This is a genomic window from Ferruginibacter paludis (assembly GCF_030409685.1).
Classification (GTDB): Bacteria; Bacteroidota; Bacteroidia; order Chitinophagales; family Chitinophagaceae; genus Ferruginibacter; species Ferruginibacter paludis.
Window position 1 is genome coordinate 92668 of sequence record NZ_JAUFQJ010000011.1, and the last position, 18540, is coordinate 111207.

Genomic DNA, 18540 nt, shown 5'->3' on the forward strand with positions numbered 1-18540 from the left:
GATAATTCATTTTATTTGAAACACCTTGTAACGAAAACGGTTTATTCCTCCCTTATACTGCTGGGTATTGTGGTGCTGGTGTTTTTTATGTTCCAGGGTTTTGGCGATCCGGCAAGGCTGATCGTTGGCCAAACCGGTGATAAAAAAACAATGGATAACATCCGTAAAGATCTTTACCTGGACCAGCCCAAATGGAAACAATTTTTTTTGTATCTTAATGATGTAAGCCCGCTTTGCGTGCATACTGCAGCGGATATAAAAAAGAAAGAATTAAAGGGATTTTTTTTAGGAACTAACACCAAAATAGGAGTGAAGATTCCTTACCTGCGCACAAGTTATCAAACAAAGAAAAAAGTGGGCACGGTATTAATGGAAGCATTACCCGGCACTTTATTACTCGCCGTAACCGCGATGCTTTTTGCAACATTCACCGGTATTTTACTGGGCGTTGTTGCAGCAGTAAAAAAAGGTACCTGGCTGGACACGTCTGCGTTGGTAGCGAGTATTGCAGGTATTTCAGCGCCTTCTTTTTTTATGGCCATTATCATAGCCTATTTATTTGGTGTTGTGTTGCACCCTTTTACCGGTCTAAACTTAACCGGTAGCTGGTTTGAAGTGGATGAAGTTACCGGAGAAAAATACATTACCCTTAAAAACTTAATTCTTCCGGCGTTTACATTGGGTATCCGTCCGCTGGCCATTATAACCCAACTCACACGCAGCAGTATGCTGGATGTATTATCGCAGGATTATATCCGCACAGCTTATGCAAAGGGGCTAAGCAAGAGAACAATCATTTTTAAACATGCGCTTCGCAATGCGCTGAACCCGGTAATAACAGCTATAACCGGATGGTTTGCCGAATTATTGGCAGGCGCTTTTTTTGTGGAATATATTTTTGGTTGGCAGGGTATTGGAAAGATAACAGTAGATGCGCTGGAAAAATTGGACTATCCGGTAGTAATGGGATCTGTACTGGTAAGCGCTTGTATTTTTATTGTAATCAATATTTTTGCGGATATTTTGTATGCCGTTGCAGACCCAAGAATGCGGACTTAAGGATCGGATTGGTTATTTAATTACAACGTCGTTAATCACTTTTTCGCCCAGGGCTTCATTGACTCTTTCTATAATCTTTTCTTTTTGGTACAGTAACTCATGCTTTAACTGGGCCACCGTGCTACTGATAAATAAAGTCTGATTGACAATCTGAATTTGATCGGTGTATTTAGCAATTGTTTTACCCATAATTTGCTCCCACACATCCTCTATTCTTAAAGCCTGGATACCGCTTTTTAAACGGCTTTGTTTTAAAAACTGCTGAATCGCATCCTGCATCGAAAATTCGCCCATACGGCAAAGATAATACTATGGAGATTGCTGCTGTTTGATTTTTGGCAGGTTATTGTTTTATTGGATAAGCGCTGCTATTTTTAACAGGTCTACAAATTTTTGTTACTACAATTCAATAACCTGGCAATTACTTTGTAATCCTTCAAAAGCCCGTTGCAGTCTTTCTTTATGCGTATCAGTAATAAAAACCTGTCCGCTGTTTTTATTGCAAACCCAGTGCAACAAATTCTGCATCCGGGTTTCATCTAATTTTTCAAAAACATCATCCAATAACAGCAGGGGGGCAAAGCCTTTATTTAGTTTCAGTAATTCAAATTCCGCCAGTTTTAAGGCAAACAATAAACTCTTTCTTTGTCCCTGCGATGCGGTTGTTTTAAAAACCTGCCCGTTTAACTGTATAGTCAAATCATCTTTATGAATTCCGCCGTTGCTGCGTTGCAAAATAAAATCTTTCTGACGGAATTGATTTAACACAGCAAAAAAATCGTTGTCATTCAGCTGGCTTTCATAATGCAGGTCAACCACTTCGGTATTGTTCGCAATCTGTTTATAAAATTGCTGCACCAACGGAATCAACTGCAGAGTAAATTCTGTTCTCTTTTGATAAATGTATTTGCCGGGTTGCACCAGTTGTTCATCCAGCACCTCCAGCAGCGTCCAGTCTGTCTTACCCTGTTCTGCAAATTTCTTCAGCAGGCTATTGCGTTGTTGCAATACTTTGTTGTAAATAATCAGTTGCTGCAGGTATTCAGCATTCATCTGACTAATGACTGTATCCATAAACCGCCGGCGCTCTTCACTTCCGCCGGTTATCATTTCTACATCATCCGGCGCTATTATTACGCACGGGAACTTGCCGATGTGTTCAGAAAATTTGGTGTAGAGTACACCATTTAGCAAGAGTTCTTTTTTCCCAAGGCCCCTGAACACACATACAATGGAATTGGAAGAATTTCTGTCGGCGCCTGCAACGGTATTTTCATCAACAGGTGATTTCAGGTCAGAAACTGCCGGAGCGGTTATACCTTCCAGCCGGAATCCGTCAGCTGTAAAAGAAATATTCAGGCTGTCAGTTTTTGTGAAATAACTTTTCGTAAAACAGAGATAATAAATGGCATCCAGCAGATTTGTTTTTCCACGGCCATTCAGGCCACATATGCCAATGACCCTTTCTGTAAAATTGAAAGTGGAAAAATCGTAATTCTTAAATTGTGTGATGGTTATTTTTGAAAGCCTGAACATGCGGTTGCAAGATAAATGAAAAGATGTAGCGTTTATCGATGATAAAATAAACTCACTTGCCAATTGAGTCAGATGACATTATGAAATCATCTTAAATGAAAGTGATGATTTGCCAATTGTGATTGAAATATTATAACTGCGTAGTGCTAGTATCTATACAGCACTGTTATCCTCACTTTATTTAAATCTTTAATGATAATATATTTATAAGATTTCAAGTTTCAAAAGATATAACAGCTTGAAAATATAACAATTAAAGCCTTAAAATTCTTCCAAAAACGGCTTCTTTTTAGCTTGTTTAATTTATTAATTTCTCCCTTATCTTTGCAGCCTAAAATTATAACCCATTGGCTACAAAGTTTTCAAAAGAAACCTACCTGTACTGGTACGAACTAATGCTTTTATTGCGCCGTTTTGAGGAAAAGACCGGCCAGTTGTATGGAATGCAAAAAATTCGCGGCTTCTGTCATTTATATATTGGCCAGGAAGCTGTAGCTGCGGGCTGTATGACAGCAACCAATGCTGAAGATAAATTTATCACCGCTTACCGTTGTCATGCACTGGCTATCGCAAAGGGCGTTACACCAAGAGCTACCATGGCTGAATTGTATGGAAAAGCAACAGGGTGCAGTAAAGGTAAGGGTGGAAGCATGCACATTTTTGGTGTGGATGTTGGCTTTTTTGGTGGTCACGGAATTGTAGGCGCACAGATAGGAACAGGGGCAGGGTTGGCATTTGCTGAAAAATACCGTGGTACAAACAATGTGGCACTTTGTTTTTTTGGTGATGGTGCCGCACGCCAGGGTATGTTGCATGAAACATTTAATATGGCCATGTTGTGGAAACTGCCGGTAGTATTTATTTGCGAAAATAACAACTATGCAATGGGTACGTCCGTTGCCCGTACCAGCAATGTACTGGACTTATATAAACTGGCCGATGCCTATGATATGCCTGGCGACAGCGTAGATGGTATGAGTCCTGAAGAAGTACACAATGCGGTATTAAGGGCAGTAAACCGTGCAAGGGAAAAAGGCGGTCCCACTTTACTTGAAATTAAAACATACCGCTATAAAGGACACAGTATGAGCGATCCGCAAAAATACCGTACCAAAGACGAAGTGGAAGAATATAAAGACAGGGATCCTATTGACCATGTTTTGAAAGTATTAAAAGAGCAGTACAAATTAACTGAAGAAGACATTGAAGTAATTAACGAACGCGTAAAGGTGCAGGTTGAAGACAGTGTGCAATTTGCAGAAGAAAGTCCCTGGCCAAACGATGATGAATTGCTGAAAGATGTGTACATACAGCAGGATTATCCTTTTATAACCGACTAATTTTAACCGCAGGAAATAATCCGCTGGCGTTGTTTCCGTTTAATTCCAATCAATTTACCAGCGTTAAAACAACTACAAAAAATGGCAGAGAAGCAAGTTACAGTTCCCGAAGTGGAGACGAATGAAATTGTTGAAAAAGCAAAGGGCTTTTGGGCCAAATTCAGCAAACCAATTATTTATGTTGGCGGTGCAATTATTTTGATTGCGGGAGGATGGCTTGGTTATAAGAACTTAGTACTGGTTCCAAATGAAACAAAATCAGCAGAACAAATTTTTCCCGCTGAGCAGTTGTTTGATAAAATGACGCAGCTTGGATTTAATAAAGATTCTATCGGCATCGTGTTAAACGGCGGCAACGGTATAACGGGTGTGTTAAAAGTAGCAGGGAATTATAGCGGCACAGCTGCTGGTAAAAGAGCCCATTTTATAGCAGGCGCTTGTTACCTGCATAATAAAGATTTCAACAACGCGGTTAAACACCTAAAAGAATTTTCTACCAGTAGTAAACAGCCGCAAAGTGCCTGTTACAGGATGCTGGGCGACGCCTACTCCGAATTAAAACAAAATGACGAGGCGTTGAACTATTATAAAAAAGCGATTGATGTAGCTGATGCAAAAGATGAATCTACCCGATTTTTATCTTTATCAAGAGCGGCTTTATTTTGCGAGGCAACTGGCAAAACAAAAGAAGCAATTGATTTTTATCAGCAGATAAAAGATGAGATCACACCTGCTTTTTTAAGAGATAACAGGATTGATTTTCCGGTTGAAAAATACCTTGCGCGGTTAGGGGTTACTAAATAATTACATATGGCAATTTCGACAGAAAATTTATATTCAACAGCAGGCATCCAACTACCAAAGGGTGCCTGTGTAGTTATTGTGCGTACTGAGTGGAATGCAGCGTCTATTGATAAATTGGAAGCCGGCTGTACGAAAGTATTAGCTGAAAATAAAGTGCCCTATAAAATTATCACCGTGCCTGGTGCATTTGAAATTCCCTTTTGTATTAAAAATTACTGGGACGCACATAAATACAAAGATGATAAACCTTTTGCGTTTATAGCGCTTGGTTGCGTAATACGCGGTGGCACTCCGCATTTTGATTACGTGTGCAAAGCCATAACAGAAGGTGTGTTACAGGTAAATCTACTGCTACCTGTACCGACTATATTTGGCGTGCTTACAACAGATAACCAGCAACAGGTGGATGAAAGAACCGGGGGCATACATGGCCATAAAGGCGAAGAAGCTGCGGTAACGGCCTTAAAAATGATTGCATTAAAGGACAGTTTTTCTATATAGTCCAATCTGGTAAGTCCATTTTCTAATCTGTTAACCTGCTTTGCCGTTACGAACTACAATATGAAAGTTCAGTTATTTATACCTTGTTTTGTTGATCAGCTATATCCCGAAACGGCTTTTAACATGCTTAAAGTGCTGGAGAAAGCTGGATGTGAAGTGGGGTATAACACCAATCAGACTTGCTGCGGCCAGCCTGCTTTTAATGCTGGTTTTTGGGACGAGGCCAAAGCAGTTTGCACGAAATTTTTAAGAGACTTTGATACGGCTGACTATATTGTGGCACCCAGTGCCAGCTGTGTAGGTTTTGTAAAAAATTATTACAAGAAATTATTTACCGGTGAGGAAGAATTGCAAAAGGCAGATAATATAAGCAATCGCATTTTTGAATTTTCTGAATTTTTAACAGATGTTCTCCAGGTTGAAAACCTTGGTGCTTCTTTAAATATTATCGCTACTTACCACGATAGTTGTGCAGCCCTGAGAGAATGCAAGATCAAAGATGGCCCCCGCAAATTATTAAGCCATGTAAAAGGTCTTCAGCTGACTGAAATGAATGACGTGGAAACATGCTGCGGTTTCGGTGGTACGTTTGCGGTAAAGTTTGATGGCATATCCATTGGTATGGCCGATCAAAAAGTTGCGAATGCCATAGCTACCGGCGCCAGCCTGGTTATATCTACTGATCTTAGTTGCCTGATGCACCTGGATGGATATATTAAAGGAAAGAATCTGCCGCTTAAAACAATGCATCTTGCAGATGTACTTGCAAGCGGATGGGAATAGAAAAACATTTATGTTTGCGGACAAATCTTCATCACTATTTTAATACAATACAATGGCATACTGGCTGGTAAAATCAGAACCCTTTAAATATAGCTGGGATAAGTTTGTGGAAGATAAGCAAGCCACCTGGGATGGTGTTCGCAATTATGCTGCCCGCAATAACCTTAAGGTTATGAAAAAAGGCGAACAGGTTTTATTTTACCACAGCAATGAAGGAGTGAAGATTGTAGGTATTGCAAAGGTTACGAAGGAATTTTACCAGGATCCCACAACAGATGTAGAAGCGTGGGTGGTGGTGGATTTGAAACCTTTTAAAAAATTAAAAAAACCTGTTACCTTGGTACAGGTAAAGGCAGATCCGCGGCTTGAAAATATGGCCCTGGTGAGGCTTGGCCGTTTATCTGTGCAACCGGTTACAAACGAAGAGTGGAATGTGATAATGGAACTGGCAGGAGAAAAATGATCAAGTGCGGACAACCTGAAACCAGTATTAGCCGTTATTAAAAAAGGGTAGTAGTGCCTACCCAACGAATAACTTTCCACTAACATCTTTTTTTTTTAAATAGGCTTATCTTTATAACATACATTAATATTCAAGATTATGAAAATTTATCAGTACCTGGTTGGGCTTTCCCTGGTTGTGATGCTGGGATTGTCCTGCAAAAAAAGTAATCCCGGAACAACCACTCCACCAACGGACACCACTACAGTTAAAGCTACCGCCAAGGATTTATTGATGGACTCTCTTTACCTGTACACAAAAGAAGTGTACCTGTGGCACGAAGTAATACCATCCTATGCCGCATTTAATCCAAGACAATATACAGGCAGTACTGACCTGATAGCTGCCCAAAATGAAATGACTGCAATAAGGGCTTTGCAACCCCAGGATAAAAAACATGGTTATAGTTTTGTAACCACACAGGCTGGTTCTGATGCCATACAGACAGGCGCTGATGAAGACTATGGTTTTTTTATAAAAGCAGCTGCGCTGGACAAAGCGTTGCCATATGATTCCGTTCATTGGTTTGTCGAGTATGTTTATAAAGCTTCTCCTTCCGGCACCGCCGGTGTTCAAAGAGGCTGGTATATCAGCAAGATCAATAATACAGCCATCGGGTATGACGACGCAAGCGTGACTATTTTGAATGATATATTCTTTGGAACAGGAACCTCTGCCAGTTTCACATTTACAAAACAAGATGGAAGCACCGTTGCCATGAACCTGACCAAAGCGGCATTTACCGCCAACTCTGTTTTATATACAGATGTAATTACTGCAGGTGCAAAAAAAACTGGCTATATAGTGTTTAACCAGTTTTTCGGCGCAGGCTCTGTAACGGAATTGAACACAGCGTTTACTGATTTTGCATCAAAGGGTATTAATGAACTGGTGGTTGATTTGCGTTACAATCATGGCGGTTCTACCTCAACGCAGGATGCCTTCGCCGACCTGATTGCACCGGCATCAGCTAATGGCCAAACGATGTATACTTATATGTTCAACGATTCATTAACAGCCGGCAAATTTCCTTTATTGAAAAAGAAGCCTGGCTTTAGCAATGTGTCTTTTTTACCAGCAGACAATACCCAGACTTTTGAAAAAGCAGGTAGTGTAAACACATTAAGCCGTGTGTTTTTTATTGTTAGCGGTGAAACAGCGTCAGCCAGTGAATTGCTCATTAATAATCTACGGCCGTATATGGATGTTAAACTGATAGGAGATACTACTTATGGAAAACCCGTTGGCTTCTTCCCAATTTCCATTTTTAATTACGCCATTTATCCTATTTCATTTAAAACGGTAAACAGTGCAGGCAGCGCTGAATACTATGATGGTTTTGCACCTGATAAACTGAGCCCGGATGGTGTTAATAAAAATTGGGGCGATCAAACTGAACCATGTCTAGGGGCGGCTCTAAAATATATAAGCACCGGCTCGTTTGGCAGGTATGCTGCTGCAGAAGAAAGTAATCAGCGGCAAATGGCTGCACAGAAATTATACCAGCCGTTGAACAGTAAATTATACGGTAATAAATTTACCGGTATGTTTGTGGTAAAGCCGAGATAGAAAATATTGTATTGTAAAAAGGGGCTGCAAGCAGCCCCTTTTTTTATGCTGTTAAATTAATGCTTCTTTATCTTTATCTTCTTCTTTTTTGCAACTATCTTTTTCGTTGGTTTTGGTTTTACTACATCAGGGGCATCTAATTTTTCAATCTTATTGCCGGACAGTGTGCCCTGCTGTATTTTTTTGCCTTGTATCTTGTCGGCCTGCTCACTATGACCGGCTATTACTTTTTTTGCACCTGTTTGGGTGCTCTGTGCCTGCACAGCGATTCCTGATAACAGTAAAAAAACAAGAACCTTAAGGAATGAGTTTCTTTTCATGTTGTTAAGATATGATTTTGTTATTGTGGTTTATTATACAATGTTAAAGAAAATGCTAAAGTTATTTATAGTCGTCTTCAATTAACATTTCCATCTGGTTACCACTTTATGTAAACGATATCAATAGGCATCTAATAACTCTAAACTTATTTCCATGAACACTAAACTGCTTACTGCTTTCGCTTTATTTTTTACTTTGCTGATATCCTGCAACAGGAACCGCAAAGAAACACTTAACCTTACAGATACACAGTTGCCAGAACTAAAAAAAGCTGCGCCGCCACAACATTCAGACAACCAAACTTCGGCGAAAGAATATGAAAAAATCCCGGTCGGAGCATTGCAGACCGGTAACTTGGATTCAGCAACACTTGCTGCGCCATTTAAAACTGCATCCAATCCCGACTGGGATAAAAAAATTATCAGGACGGCTCACGTCAAAATTGAGGTCAGTAATTTTCAGCAATACAATGATAATATCCACATCATAGTCAAACATTTCGACGGCTATGTTGCACAGGAAGAGCAACATGCAACTGACGAGAAAACGGAAGCCGCAATCGTTATCAAAGTGCCTGTAGATCAGTTTGACAATATTATGAATGAATTGCCAGGCAATAAAAACAAGATATTGGAAAGAAATATTTCAACCGAAGATGTTACTGGTGAAATGGTGGACACAAAGCTAAGACTGGAAGCCAAAAAAGGTATGCGTTTAAAATACCTGGAGTTCTTAAAGCAATCAAAAAATATGGAAGAAGTATTACAGGTACAAACTGAAATCAACGGCATCCAGGAAGAAATAGAATCAGCAGCGGGTAGGATGGAATTTCTATCACACCAGTCTGCTTACAGCACTATCAATCTTAATTTTTATCAGCCGATCAACGGGTATACACCTGCAAACGCCAATCCCGGTTTTTTTGCCCGCATCGTCACAGCTTTCAAAACAGGTACTTCATCGCTTGCAGATATCCTGGTTGGGCTGATAGCTGCATGGCCGTTACTGCTCATTATTGCATGCTCTTTTTTAGTTTATAAAAAATTCAGGCCATCAAAAATCATGGCACAAAATCGCTAAATTTATTGAATGAATAAAAGGCACATCGTTGTTTTATCTGGTGCAGGTATTAGCGCAGAAAGCGGTCTAAAAACTTTCAGAGACAGTGATGGTTTGTGGAATGGATACGACGTATATGAAGTGGCGACACCCGGAGGCTGGAGAAAAAATCCACAACTGGTGCTGGATTTTTACAATGACAGGAGGAGGGATGTTGCTGCAGCAAAGCCCAATGCAGCTCACACTGGCCTTGCTGGTCTTGAGAAAGATTTTGATGTAACTATCATCACCCAAAATATTGATGATTTACATGAACGGGGAGGTTCATCTAACGTAGTACATTTGCATGGCGAAATTTTCAAGATGAGAAGTGTGGCGGATATTGATACTGTCTACGAAATAAGAGGTGATATTAAAATAGGGGATGTGGCTCCTGACGGAACGCAATTGCGGCCGCACATTGTGTGGTTTGAAGAGGAAGTACCAATGATGGAAAAAGCGGTTCAGATTGTGCAGAATGCAGATTATTTCGTAGTTATAGGAACATCTTTACAGGTTTATCCTGCGGCGGCTTTGTTGCAATACGCTCCAAGGTATTTACCTAAATTTATCATAGATAAAAAGAGCCCGGCAATAAACAATTATACCAATCTGACAGTAATAGAAATGCCCGCCACCGAAGGAGTAAAGGAGTTACGTAAGTATCTAGAGCCATGATTTCGGCTTCACTCATTCAACAATCTTTTCATTGAACTTTATGCCATACAGCTCCAGTTCTTGTAATAAGGGCTCATATATTTCTTTAATGATGGGAATGTATAAACCGGTCAATTGAAGCACTCCGTTTAAAATCATTTTAGCTGCAATGCCCAACGGAAGCCCGACTGTTTTAGCCATTGCAGTATGCAGGCTATCTTCACCTTTTACTATAAGACTGCTTTGCATTTTTGTTATTTTGCCAGCAAGAGCATACTCAATTTCATGCAGCATAACTATCATGTCTTTATCCCCCGGTTGCATGGCTAATTTTGTTTCCAGTAAATATTGCAATACATCGGATGATGTGCGGGCCGTGGCTGGTACCAGTGTTTCATCAAACAGTCCGAGATACTCAAGCATCGTTCGATTGTGTTCGTTTACAAATGGTATAACAGCAGATGACCATTTGGCGAAGCTTAAATCATTTGTGTTGATAGCAACATCAGCATTTGCAAGATCTGCTTTTACGATTGCATCCCACCCGATGCAAAATGAAGGATGTCGCAGTGTTGTTCTTATGAAAGTGGAAATAACGCCTAATTTATACAACGGTATGTAACTTAAAGAATCCCTGTTGGGGTAAAAAGCAAGCGGATCAATGCCATCAATATTCACGCGGGGGCAATCTTCAAAAAGTTCCGCATAACTCTTATGCCGGACAGTGTTGTCCAGTTTGTATTCTGCACCGGCCTTACCAGCCAGCACTACATTACGGGGGTTCCAGCTTATTTTATAATGCCAGGGATTATCATCACTTTCGGGAGCCACCAGGCCTCCACAATGACTTTTGAATGATGTAACTATGCCACCCTTCTTTTTTATTTCATCCATCAGTTTCATGGCGCTCATGTGATCAATTCCCGGATCAAGACCGGCTTCGCAGATAAATAATAGTTTTCTCTGCGCTATTTCATCCCGCAGACTTTTAATATTATGATCCAGGTACGATGCGGTAAGTAAGTGTTTTCTGTATTCTACACAGTCTTTAGCTACTAAAAAATGCAGGGCAGGGGGCATCATCGAAATTACCACATGTGCCCGCTGAATTATTTTTTCTCTTTGCCTGTCGTTGGTTATATCGAGTTGCACCGCTTCAGCAAAAAGGGAATGGTTGGTTTTTGCCAGTATCTGTTCTTTACTGGCATCTGCAATAATCAATTTCCATTTGTTTACTTCGGCTTCTTTTAACAGGTAGCTGATTAACACAGTGGCCGATTTGCCGGCTCCCAGCAGCAGGATTGTTTTCAAGTAAAATAATTTTTTGCAAGGTAAACGATTTGAAACAGGAGAAATAATTAAACGTGCCGGTAAAGTAATAATTCAACCCATTATGCTGATTCAGCGTAACACAAAGCTACTTTTTAACCCGGTAACCAGCTAAAATTCTGTGATAGAAAATGCTATAATATGTTGTCCACAAAATGGCAAAAAATGTTGAAAAGATTGTTGTTTCAGCATCTGTTTTAAGGGCTGAAATCCGCTTAAAATCAGTACATTCGCAGCCTACAAAATAATATGGAAAACAACGACAATTCCGGCGCAAATGACCTGCCTATAAACGATGGCGGCGCAGCCAGTAACAGGGGAAGAATTATTCCTGTTAATATAGAGGAACAAATGAAAACCAACTACATCGACTACTCCATGAGTGTGATTGTAGGACGTGCATTGCCTGATGTACGGGATGGTTTAAAACCGGTTCACCGTCGTGTTTTATACGGCATGAGTGAATTGGGTAACACGAGCAATAAGCCGTATAAAAAAAGTGCCCGTATTGTGGGAGAAGTAATGGGTAAATACCATCCCCACGGCGATGCTTCTATTTACGATACGATGGTGCGTATGGCGCAGGATTGGAGCTTGCGGTATACCCTGATTGACGGACAGGGAAACTTTGGTAGCCAGGATGGAGATCCGCCGGCTGCCATGCGTTATACCGAGGTAAGATTTGAAAAGTTTGCTGAAGCAATGCTGGAAGATATCGAAAAAGAGACGGTTGATTACCAGCTGAACTTTGACGATAGTTTAAAGGAGCCAACGGTTTTGCCAACCCGCATTCCGCATTTACTGGTGAATGGCGCCAGCGGTATTGCCGTAGGTATGGCTACCAACATGATGCCCCATAATTTGAGCGAAGTGGTGGATGGTTGTATTGCCTACATTGATAACCGCGAGATAACAATTGATGAACTGATTCATTTTGTAAAAGGACCAGATTTTCCTACAGGCGGTATTATTTATGGCTTTGAAGGCGTAAAGCAGGCGCTGCATACCGGCCGCGGACGGGTGGTGTTGCGTGGTAAAACAAATATTGAAATCGACAATAAAGGAAGGGAAAAAATCATCATCACCCAGGTGCCTTACCAGGTTAACCGGGATATGCTTACGCAAAAAATTGGTGATCTTATCAACGACAAAGCTATCGAAGGCATTTCTGACGTAAACAACGAAAGTAATAATAAGGAAGGTACCAGGATTGTTGTAGAACTTAAAAAAGATGTGGTTGCGCAGGTGGTAATTAACCAGTTGTTTAAACTAACTGAGTTACAAACTTCTTATGGTATCAATAATGTGGCCCTGGTAAAAGGCCGCCCGAGAGTTTTAAACTTAAAAGAACTGATTGTTGAGTTTATTGAGTTTCGCCATGAAGTGGTGGTTCGGAGAACACAATATGAATTGCGCAAAGCAAGAGAAAGGGCGCATATCCTGGAAGGTTATATCATTGCACTGGATAACCTGGATGCGGTGATAAAACTGATCAGGGAATCATCTACGCCTAACCTGGCGCAGGAGGGTTTGGTTAGTAATTTCGGCATGAGTGAGATACAGGCAAAAGCCGTACTGGAACTGCGTTTACAACGCCTGACTGGTATGGAAATAGATAAGATCAGGGAAGAACATGCTGAGATTATGAAACTGATTGCACGTTTGGAAGAGATTCTTGCCAATGAAGGCATGCGCTACCAGATCATTAAAGATGAATTAACAGAAATCAAAAATAAATTCGGCGACGAACGTAAATCTGAGATCACTTACGCGGATGATGAGATTGGCATGCTTGACCTGATTGAAGACGAAGATGTAGTGGTTACCATTTCGCATTTAGGTTACATCAAGAGAACTTCTTCAGATGAATACCGCTCACAGCGAAGGGGTGGCCGCGGTGCCAAAGGAAGCAGTACCAGGCTGGAAGATTATATCGAGCACCTGTTTGTAGCATCTACACATCATACCTTATTATTTTTTACAGAAAAAGGAAGGTGTTTCTGGCTGCCGGTATATAAAATACCTGAAGGCGATAAAACCAGTAAGGGCAGGGCATTGCAGAATATGATACAAATACCGCCGGATGATACTGTAAGGGCAATTATTGATGTGAAGAATTTTGATGATAAGGATTATGTAAACAGCCACTATATATTGCTGTGTACAAAAAAGGGTATTATCAAAAAAACGGATCTGGAAGATTTCAGTCGCCCAAGACAGAATGGTATTAATGCCATTAATATCCTGGAAGGTGATCAGCTGCTGGAAGCTAAATTAACGGATGGCAATTGTGAAATCATCATGGCTGTGAAGAGTGGAAGGGCAATACGTTTTCCGGAAGAGAAAGTGCGTTCTACCGGTCGTGGGGGCATTGGGGTTTACGGTATAGAAGTGGACAATGATCATGATGCGGTGGTTGGTATGGTCTGCGTAAACCGGGAAGATAAAACCAGGACGATACTGGTAGTGAGCGAAAAAGGATATGGCAAACGTACTTACCTGGACGATCCTGAAACCGGTGAAGCAAATTACCGTGTTACGAACAGGGGTGGAAAAGGCGTTAAAACTATCAGCGTTACAGAAAAAACAGGATCGCTGGTAGGTCTGCTGGATGTATCAGAAAAGGAAGATTTGATGATAACCTGCGTAAGTGGCGTAACTATTCGAATGAGTGTCGCAAGCGTAAGTGAACAGGGCCGTGCGACACAAGGTGTAAAACTGATAAGGGTAGATGAAGGTGATGAAATTGCCGCCATTACCAAACTGGATGAAAAAGAGGAGGAAACTGAACTTATAACTCCAGCTGAAAATCAAGATCAGGATAAAGCCGATACAGATGCAACTGATACTCCAAATTTGGAGGAAGCGTCGGATGCTGATACTGAATAATTTATAGAATTTATTTGAAATAAAACAGGCTGTTGCGGTAACGTGGCAGCCTGTTTTCATTCATCGCAGTCGTGAACGGGATCTTATTGCTTCATTTTAATCCAACTCCGTCATAAATAAATTAATAAATATTTTATTCTTATTGATAATTAGAGAATTAGGACCAATTTATAATAATTTAATTCCAAGTAGGTTTTATTATTTAAAATTAAATGATAAATATGTTAATTTACTTCCTGATTATCAGCCTATTAATTTTCCTATTTATATTTTCAAAATTAATTTTTGCATTATGGACGTATAAAATCAGAATGGCTAATGAAAAATATAACGACTTCCAAAATTAATTAAAATGCTGGTAATTATTATTTTATAACAAGTTATCTAAATATTTAGTTAATGTAACGACGGAATATTACTCAATTAGATGAATTTTTGGCGCAGAACGGGTTGGCCTGAATAGCGCTATTTAAATAAAAACCCGGCAATTAGAAAAATGCCGGGAAAAGTCTTCACATTACTTAGCTGCTATACCAATATAATTTATAGTGACACTTTGAATATTTGTACAAAAATAAGTTAATTGTCAACATAACAATTATCAATTTTTATGAGCGGTAAGATTTCGGTATAGCAAAAGCGGGGAAGTTAATTTCCTGCCATTGTTATATCGTAGGCAAGGTAAGCAATGAGGAGTACCAGGGAAACAGCAGCAAATCTGACTAACCACTTCAGGAGTGTCAGCGTCAGTAAATCTTCATTCATAAATTTGGCATCTTTTAGTAAAAATGCCTCTGCTGTCACAGAGGCTAAAACAATTTACAACATGAATTATGAGGTATTAACAAATGTCTAACGAAATATTTTAACCGGTATTGCAACCAACCTGGAAAGTTTTTAAGGGAAGTCAGGTTGACGTCGGCGCTCAAACAAAACAGTGCTTAAATAAAAGAGGGGCTGGTGTTGAAACACCGCCCCGTTTTTTGTCCAATATCCTATGAAAACCAGTGTAAAGTAACAGGTGAAAGACGGATTATTTATTACGAGATTCGGAATACTTTTTTTGCAAAATCGCGAAATTAAAAGCTCAGCTTAATGCTGGACAAGAATAAATACTACTTGTATATAAAGACCGTTAGAATAAGCCTGTCCGGCTTTGATGGAACACCTCATTATTAATTCCAGCCAACAGTTGCGGCAATATAGAGCACTGACAGGAATGCAATGGCCATGACGGTTACCCTGATCATCCATTTTAATACAGTGAACTTGAGCGAATCGTTTTCCATATGTTGAGTGACATTTAAGGCTATACAAAATTAAAAAATAGATTAAAATTTTTAAAGGACCGTCCGTGTCAAATTTGTGAACCTGATTAGCTTTATAATAAGGACAGCAAAAATAAAACGCACTCCACCGCTACGATCCATTCGCCAGTGGCAAGGAAAAAAAATAAAACGTGGGAGGGAGAAGAAAGGCATGTGCGCCTGTTTAACATAATATTAATTATAGGAATTGCTCCACAATTAATTTTACGCAAAATGAAGTAAATCATTAAATTGAATGACCTTATGAATAAAAGATCAGGTGCAAATTAATATGAGGTATCAAAAACAATAGCTAGTGTGTATACCAATAAAATACTATCTATGAAAAATAGAAAAATGGGGACAAATAATGCGGTCTTTGCACAATAAAACCCCCAATAATACATTATTCTTTTATGCTATTGCCACCTGTTTACAAACCAGTATCTTTTGACATTTTTACATAATAAACTAAAAAAAGACAAAAAAAGATAAGAAAAGTTACAAGTCGTAATGCCCTTTTTAAAAAATCAAGGGTTCCATTCGTGTTAGTATATGATGAATATTTTGTTACAGTCATAGATATAGAATTTAAGATGTTGTTGGTTTTAAAAAAGCAAAGCAACTGGATTTAATAATACACTTGAAATTCTAAAACATATCTATCAAAGACTTTGCCATTATTATATTAGGGCTGATAAAAGGTTAGTAATTAACGAAATAAGTAGCGAAAACGGGTGTCCTTCCTATTTTATAAATAAACTGTAATTACATTCGCAGTAAAGCGTATATTTTATCAATTGTTTTATTTCTATGAAAAATACATTATTCTATATCTTCTCTTTTATCATATTCACGCTGGCATTTACGTCATGCGAGAAGGAACGCAGTACAGAATCGGGACTATTTACCACTGGTACCAATTCCGGAACTTCGATTTATTCTTATGTTGGCGCACCGAACTGTACCTCTCCCAAGGTGAAAGGAAGTTATGCGGCCGGCGTGTCTGTAACTATTGCCAATACTGTTACACTTCAGGTTAATGTCCAAACACCGGGAACATATCTAATTTCCACAGCTACTATTAATGGGATAACTTTCAAAGGATCAGGTACATTTTCAACAACAGGCATTCAAAACTTAAACTTACTGGCAACGGGCTCGCCGGTGGCGGCGGGAACATTTACCTATATACCCGGTACCAACGGTTGCACATTTGAAGTGGTATTCAATGAAGGTACTGTTGCAACATCCGTTTATACTTTTCCGGATGCACCCAATGTATGCAGTGCAATAACCGTAAATGGAAGTTATATTGCGGGAGAAACACTTTCAGCAGCAAACACAGTTAATGGAATCCAGGTAAATGTTACCAAAACAGGAACCTGGGCGGTTGCAACATTACCCAATAATGGAATCAGTTTTAGTGGCTCCGGATCCTTTACCACAACGGGTTTACAAAACATAGGTCTCGTTGCCAGCGGAACCCCTATTACTTCCGGCCCTTTTAATTATTCACCCGGCAACAACGGATGCTCATTTACTATCGCAGTATCTCCGGCGAATCCATTGCCTGTGGATTACATCAGGTGTAAAATAGATGGTGTAACAACAACATTTGGTTATTCAGTTTCGGCTTCAGCAATTAACACACCGGCTCAGCCACCTGTTCCTGCGACTTTTGGACTGGGTATTACGGCAGGCATGGCTGCAGACTCTGAAGAGAAAATTGAAATGTCGCTTACAAAAACAACGGCCTCTATTATTACAGGTGATATTTTTGATGTCAATAGCCTGGCTACCGGGAAGATTTACCTCGTATCATATACCAATGCTTCTCTCTTAAGCTGGAGCGCTGTGTCTTCAATTGTATATACACCTTTTACTGTTAAGATTACGGGCAAAACAGATACCAGGATACAGGGTACCTTTAGTGGTACAATAAGTGATACTGGTGCTGCCGGAGGCAATACGAAAGTAATAACGGATGGGATATTTAGCTTGCCTGTTCAATAGATTTAATGCCGGCAAAATATTATATAAATAACCAATTAAAATGAACAAAAAATTATCCCGGCTTTTGTTATTGCTTTTTGGAGCGCTGTCATTTACTTCCTGCCAGAAAGAATTGAATTTTCCTTCCACCAGCATACTTACACCCGGTACAGGTGGCGGCTCTGCTAAATTTAAATTTGCAGGCGGTGCCAATTCCTGCACCGGGGCTTTAATCAGTGGTACCTATAATGCCGGAACTGCTCTCAACAATCAAAATACCATTACATTAAAAGTTACAGTTGACTCTATTGGTTCTTACACCCTGGCAACCGCCAATATCAATGGGGTTATCTTTAGTGGTTCGGGCGAGTTTACTTCCACAGGATCACAAAATATTATTTTGACAGGATCGGGAACACCTGTAACAGCAGGCAGTTTTAACTTCATACCAGGTTTTGCCGGATGTGCATTTTCTATATCTTTTACAGCTAAGTCAACTGGTGTTGCCCAGTTTACCTTAAACGGAGCACCCGACAGTTGCACTGCCCCGGTGGTAAGCGGCACTTATATTGTGGGTACTGCGCTCAATGCTGCCAACACCGTTTTACTAAAAGTATCAGTGACTACCGCAGGAACCTATTCCGTAAGCAGTAATGCAGTAAATGGCGTGCTATTTTCGGTCACCGGAAAATTTGCGGCCAATGGTCAACAAAGTGTTATCCTTACCGGCTCAGGAAAGCCCCTTAAATCGGGCACTTTCACTTTTACACCGGGTACTTATGGGTGTAAGTTTGCTGTTCATTTTACAGAGTAAACAAATTATTACCACCATCATCCGCCCTGTGGGGCA

17 protein-coding genes are annotated in these 18540 nt (G+C 40.0%); 12 read left to right on the plus strand and 5 right to left on the minus strand.

Annotated features, from left to right (window positions below; all coding sequences use genetic code 11):
• Window positions 1-15: 15 nt before the first annotated feature.
• Window positions 16-1059, plus strand: coding sequence for an ABC transporter permease (locus tag QWZ08_RS18120; RefSeq protein WP_290338928.1), 1044 nt, complete (start codon window positions 16-18; stop codon window positions 1057-1059).
• Between the two features lie 12 nt (window positions 1060-1071).
• Here QWZ08_RS18120 and QWZ08_RS18125 read toward each other — a convergent pair whose 3' ends face one another.
• A complete protein-coding gene (locus tag QWZ08_RS18125) occupies window positions 1072-1353 on the minus strand; it encodes a DciA family protein (protein ID WP_290338929.1) in 282 nt (93 codons plus the stop codon).
• Between the two features lie 105 nt (window positions 1354-1458).
• Window positions 1459-2595 carry a DNA replication/repair protein RecF gene (gene recF / locus QWZ08_RS18130; protein WP_290338930.1) on the minus strand — a complete coding sequence of 379 codons (1137 nt, stop codon included), beginning with the start codon at window positions 2593-2595 and terminating at the stop codon, window positions 1459-1461.
• Window positions 2596-2942: 347 nt separating this feature from the next.
• On the opposite strand from recF, the gene pdhA reads away from it, so the two are divergent.
• The 6 genes from pdhA to QWZ08_RS18160 all read left to right on the plus strand — a co-directional run bounded on the left by pdhA (window position 2943) and on the right by QWZ08_RS18160 (window position 8094).
• On the plus strand, window positions 2943-3935 hold the full coding sequence (gene pdhA / locus QWZ08_RS18135; protein WP_290338931.1) for a pyruvate dehydrogenase (acetyl-transferring) E1 component subunit alpha: 993 nt from the start codon (window positions 2943-2945) through the stop codon (window positions 3933-3935).
• A gap of 81 nt (window positions 3936-4016) precedes the next feature.
• Window positions 4017-4739, plus strand: coding sequence for a tetratricopeptide repeat protein (locus QWZ08_RS18140; protein ID WP_290338932.1), 723 nt, complete (start codon window positions 4017-4019; stop codon window positions 4737-4739).
• 6 nt (window positions 4740-4745) lie between these two features.
• The gene (ribH, locus tag QWZ08_RS18145) at window positions 4746-5240 is read left to right on the plus strand and encodes a 6,7-dimethyl-8-ribityllumazine synthase (protein ID WP_290338933.1); all 495 of its coding nucleotides are present in this window, start codon (window positions 4746-4748) and stop codon (window positions 5238-5240) included.
• A 60-nt stretch (window positions 5241-5300) separates the two neighbouring features.
• The gene (locus QWZ08_RS18150; protein WP_290338935.1) at window positions 5301-6023 is read left to right on the plus strand and encodes a (Fe-S)-binding protein; all 723 of its coding nucleotides are present in this window, start codon (window positions 5301-5303) and stop codon (window positions 6021-6023) included.
• A 52-nt stretch (window positions 6024-6075) separates the two neighbouring features.
• A complete protein-coding gene (locus QWZ08_RS18155) occupies window positions 6076-6486 on the plus strand; it encodes an EVE domain-containing protein (protein ID WP_290338936.1) in 411 nt (136 codons plus the stop codon).
• A gap of 138 nt (window positions 6487-6624) precedes the next feature.
• Window positions 6625-8094, plus strand: coding sequence for a S41 family peptidase (locus QWZ08_RS18160; protein ID WP_290338938.1), 1470 nt, complete (start codon window positions 6625-6627; stop codon window positions 8092-8094).
• A gap of 56 nt (window positions 8095-8150) precedes the next feature.
• On the opposite strand, the gene QWZ08_RS18165 is transcribed toward QWZ08_RS18160, so the two are convergent.
• Window positions 8151-8414, minus strand: coding sequence for a hypothetical protein (locus QWZ08_RS18165; RefSeq protein ID WP_290338940.1), 264 nt, complete (start codon window positions 8412-8414; stop codon window positions 8151-8153).
• A 154-nt stretch (window positions 8415-8568) separates the two neighbouring features.
• On the opposite strand from QWZ08_RS18165, the gene QWZ08_RS18170 reads away from it, so the two are divergent.
• Both QWZ08_RS18170 and QWZ08_RS18175 read left to right on the plus strand, forming a co-directional pair.
• Window positions 8569-9495 (plus strand): DUF4349 domain-containing protein, encoded by a 927-nt coding sequence (locus tag QWZ08_RS18170; protein ID WP_290338941.1) that lies wholly within the window; start codon window positions 8569-8571, stop codon window positions 9493-9495.
• A 9-nt stretch (window positions 9496-9504) separates the two neighbouring features.
• Entirely contained in the window at window positions 9505-10191 is a 687-nt protein-coding gene (locus tag QWZ08_RS18175) for an SIR2 family NAD-dependent protein deacylase (protein WP_290338942.1), read from the plus strand.
• A gap of 12 nt (window positions 10192-10203) precedes the next feature.
• Here the strand turns inward: QWZ08_RS18175 and QWZ08_RS18180 are convergent, their stop codons facing one another.
• Complete coding sequence (locus QWZ08_RS18180; RefSeq protein WP_290338944.1) at window positions 10204-11481, minus strand: saccharopine dehydrogenase C-terminal domain-containing protein; 1278 nt, start codon at window positions 11479-11481, stop codon at window positions 10204-10206.
• Between the two features lie 267 nt (window positions 11482-11748).
• Between QWZ08_RS18180 and gyrA the strand changes: the two genes are divergently transcribed.
• Window positions 11749-14388, plus strand: a complete 2640-nt coding sequence (gene gyrA, locus QWZ08_RS18185) for a DNA gyrase subunit A (protein ID WP_290338945.1) — start codon at window positions 11749-11751, stop codon at window positions 14386-14388.
• 648 nt (window positions 14389-15036) lie between these two features.
• Here the strand turns inward: gyrA and QWZ08_RS18190 are convergent.
• Complete coding sequence (locus QWZ08_RS18190; RefSeq protein WP_290338947.1) at window positions 15037-15192, minus strand: hypothetical protein; 156 nt, start codon at window positions 15190-15192, stop codon at window positions 15037-15039.
• Window positions 15193-16508: 1316 nt separating this feature from the next.
• On the opposite strand from QWZ08_RS18190, the gene QWZ08_RS18195 reads away from it, so the two are divergent.
• Both QWZ08_RS18195 and QWZ08_RS18200 read left to right on the plus strand, forming a co-directional pair.
• Entirely contained in the window at window positions 16509-17711 is a 1203-nt protein-coding gene (locus QWZ08_RS18195; protein ID WP_290338948.1) for a hypothetical protein, read from the plus strand.
• A gap of 40 nt (window positions 17712-17751) precedes the next feature.
• Window positions 17752-18504, plus strand: a complete 753-nt coding sequence (locus QWZ08_RS18200; protein ID WP_290338949.1) for a hypothetical protein — start codon at window positions 17752-17754, stop codon at window positions 18502-18504.
• Window positions 18505-18540: the final 36 nt, after the last annotated feature.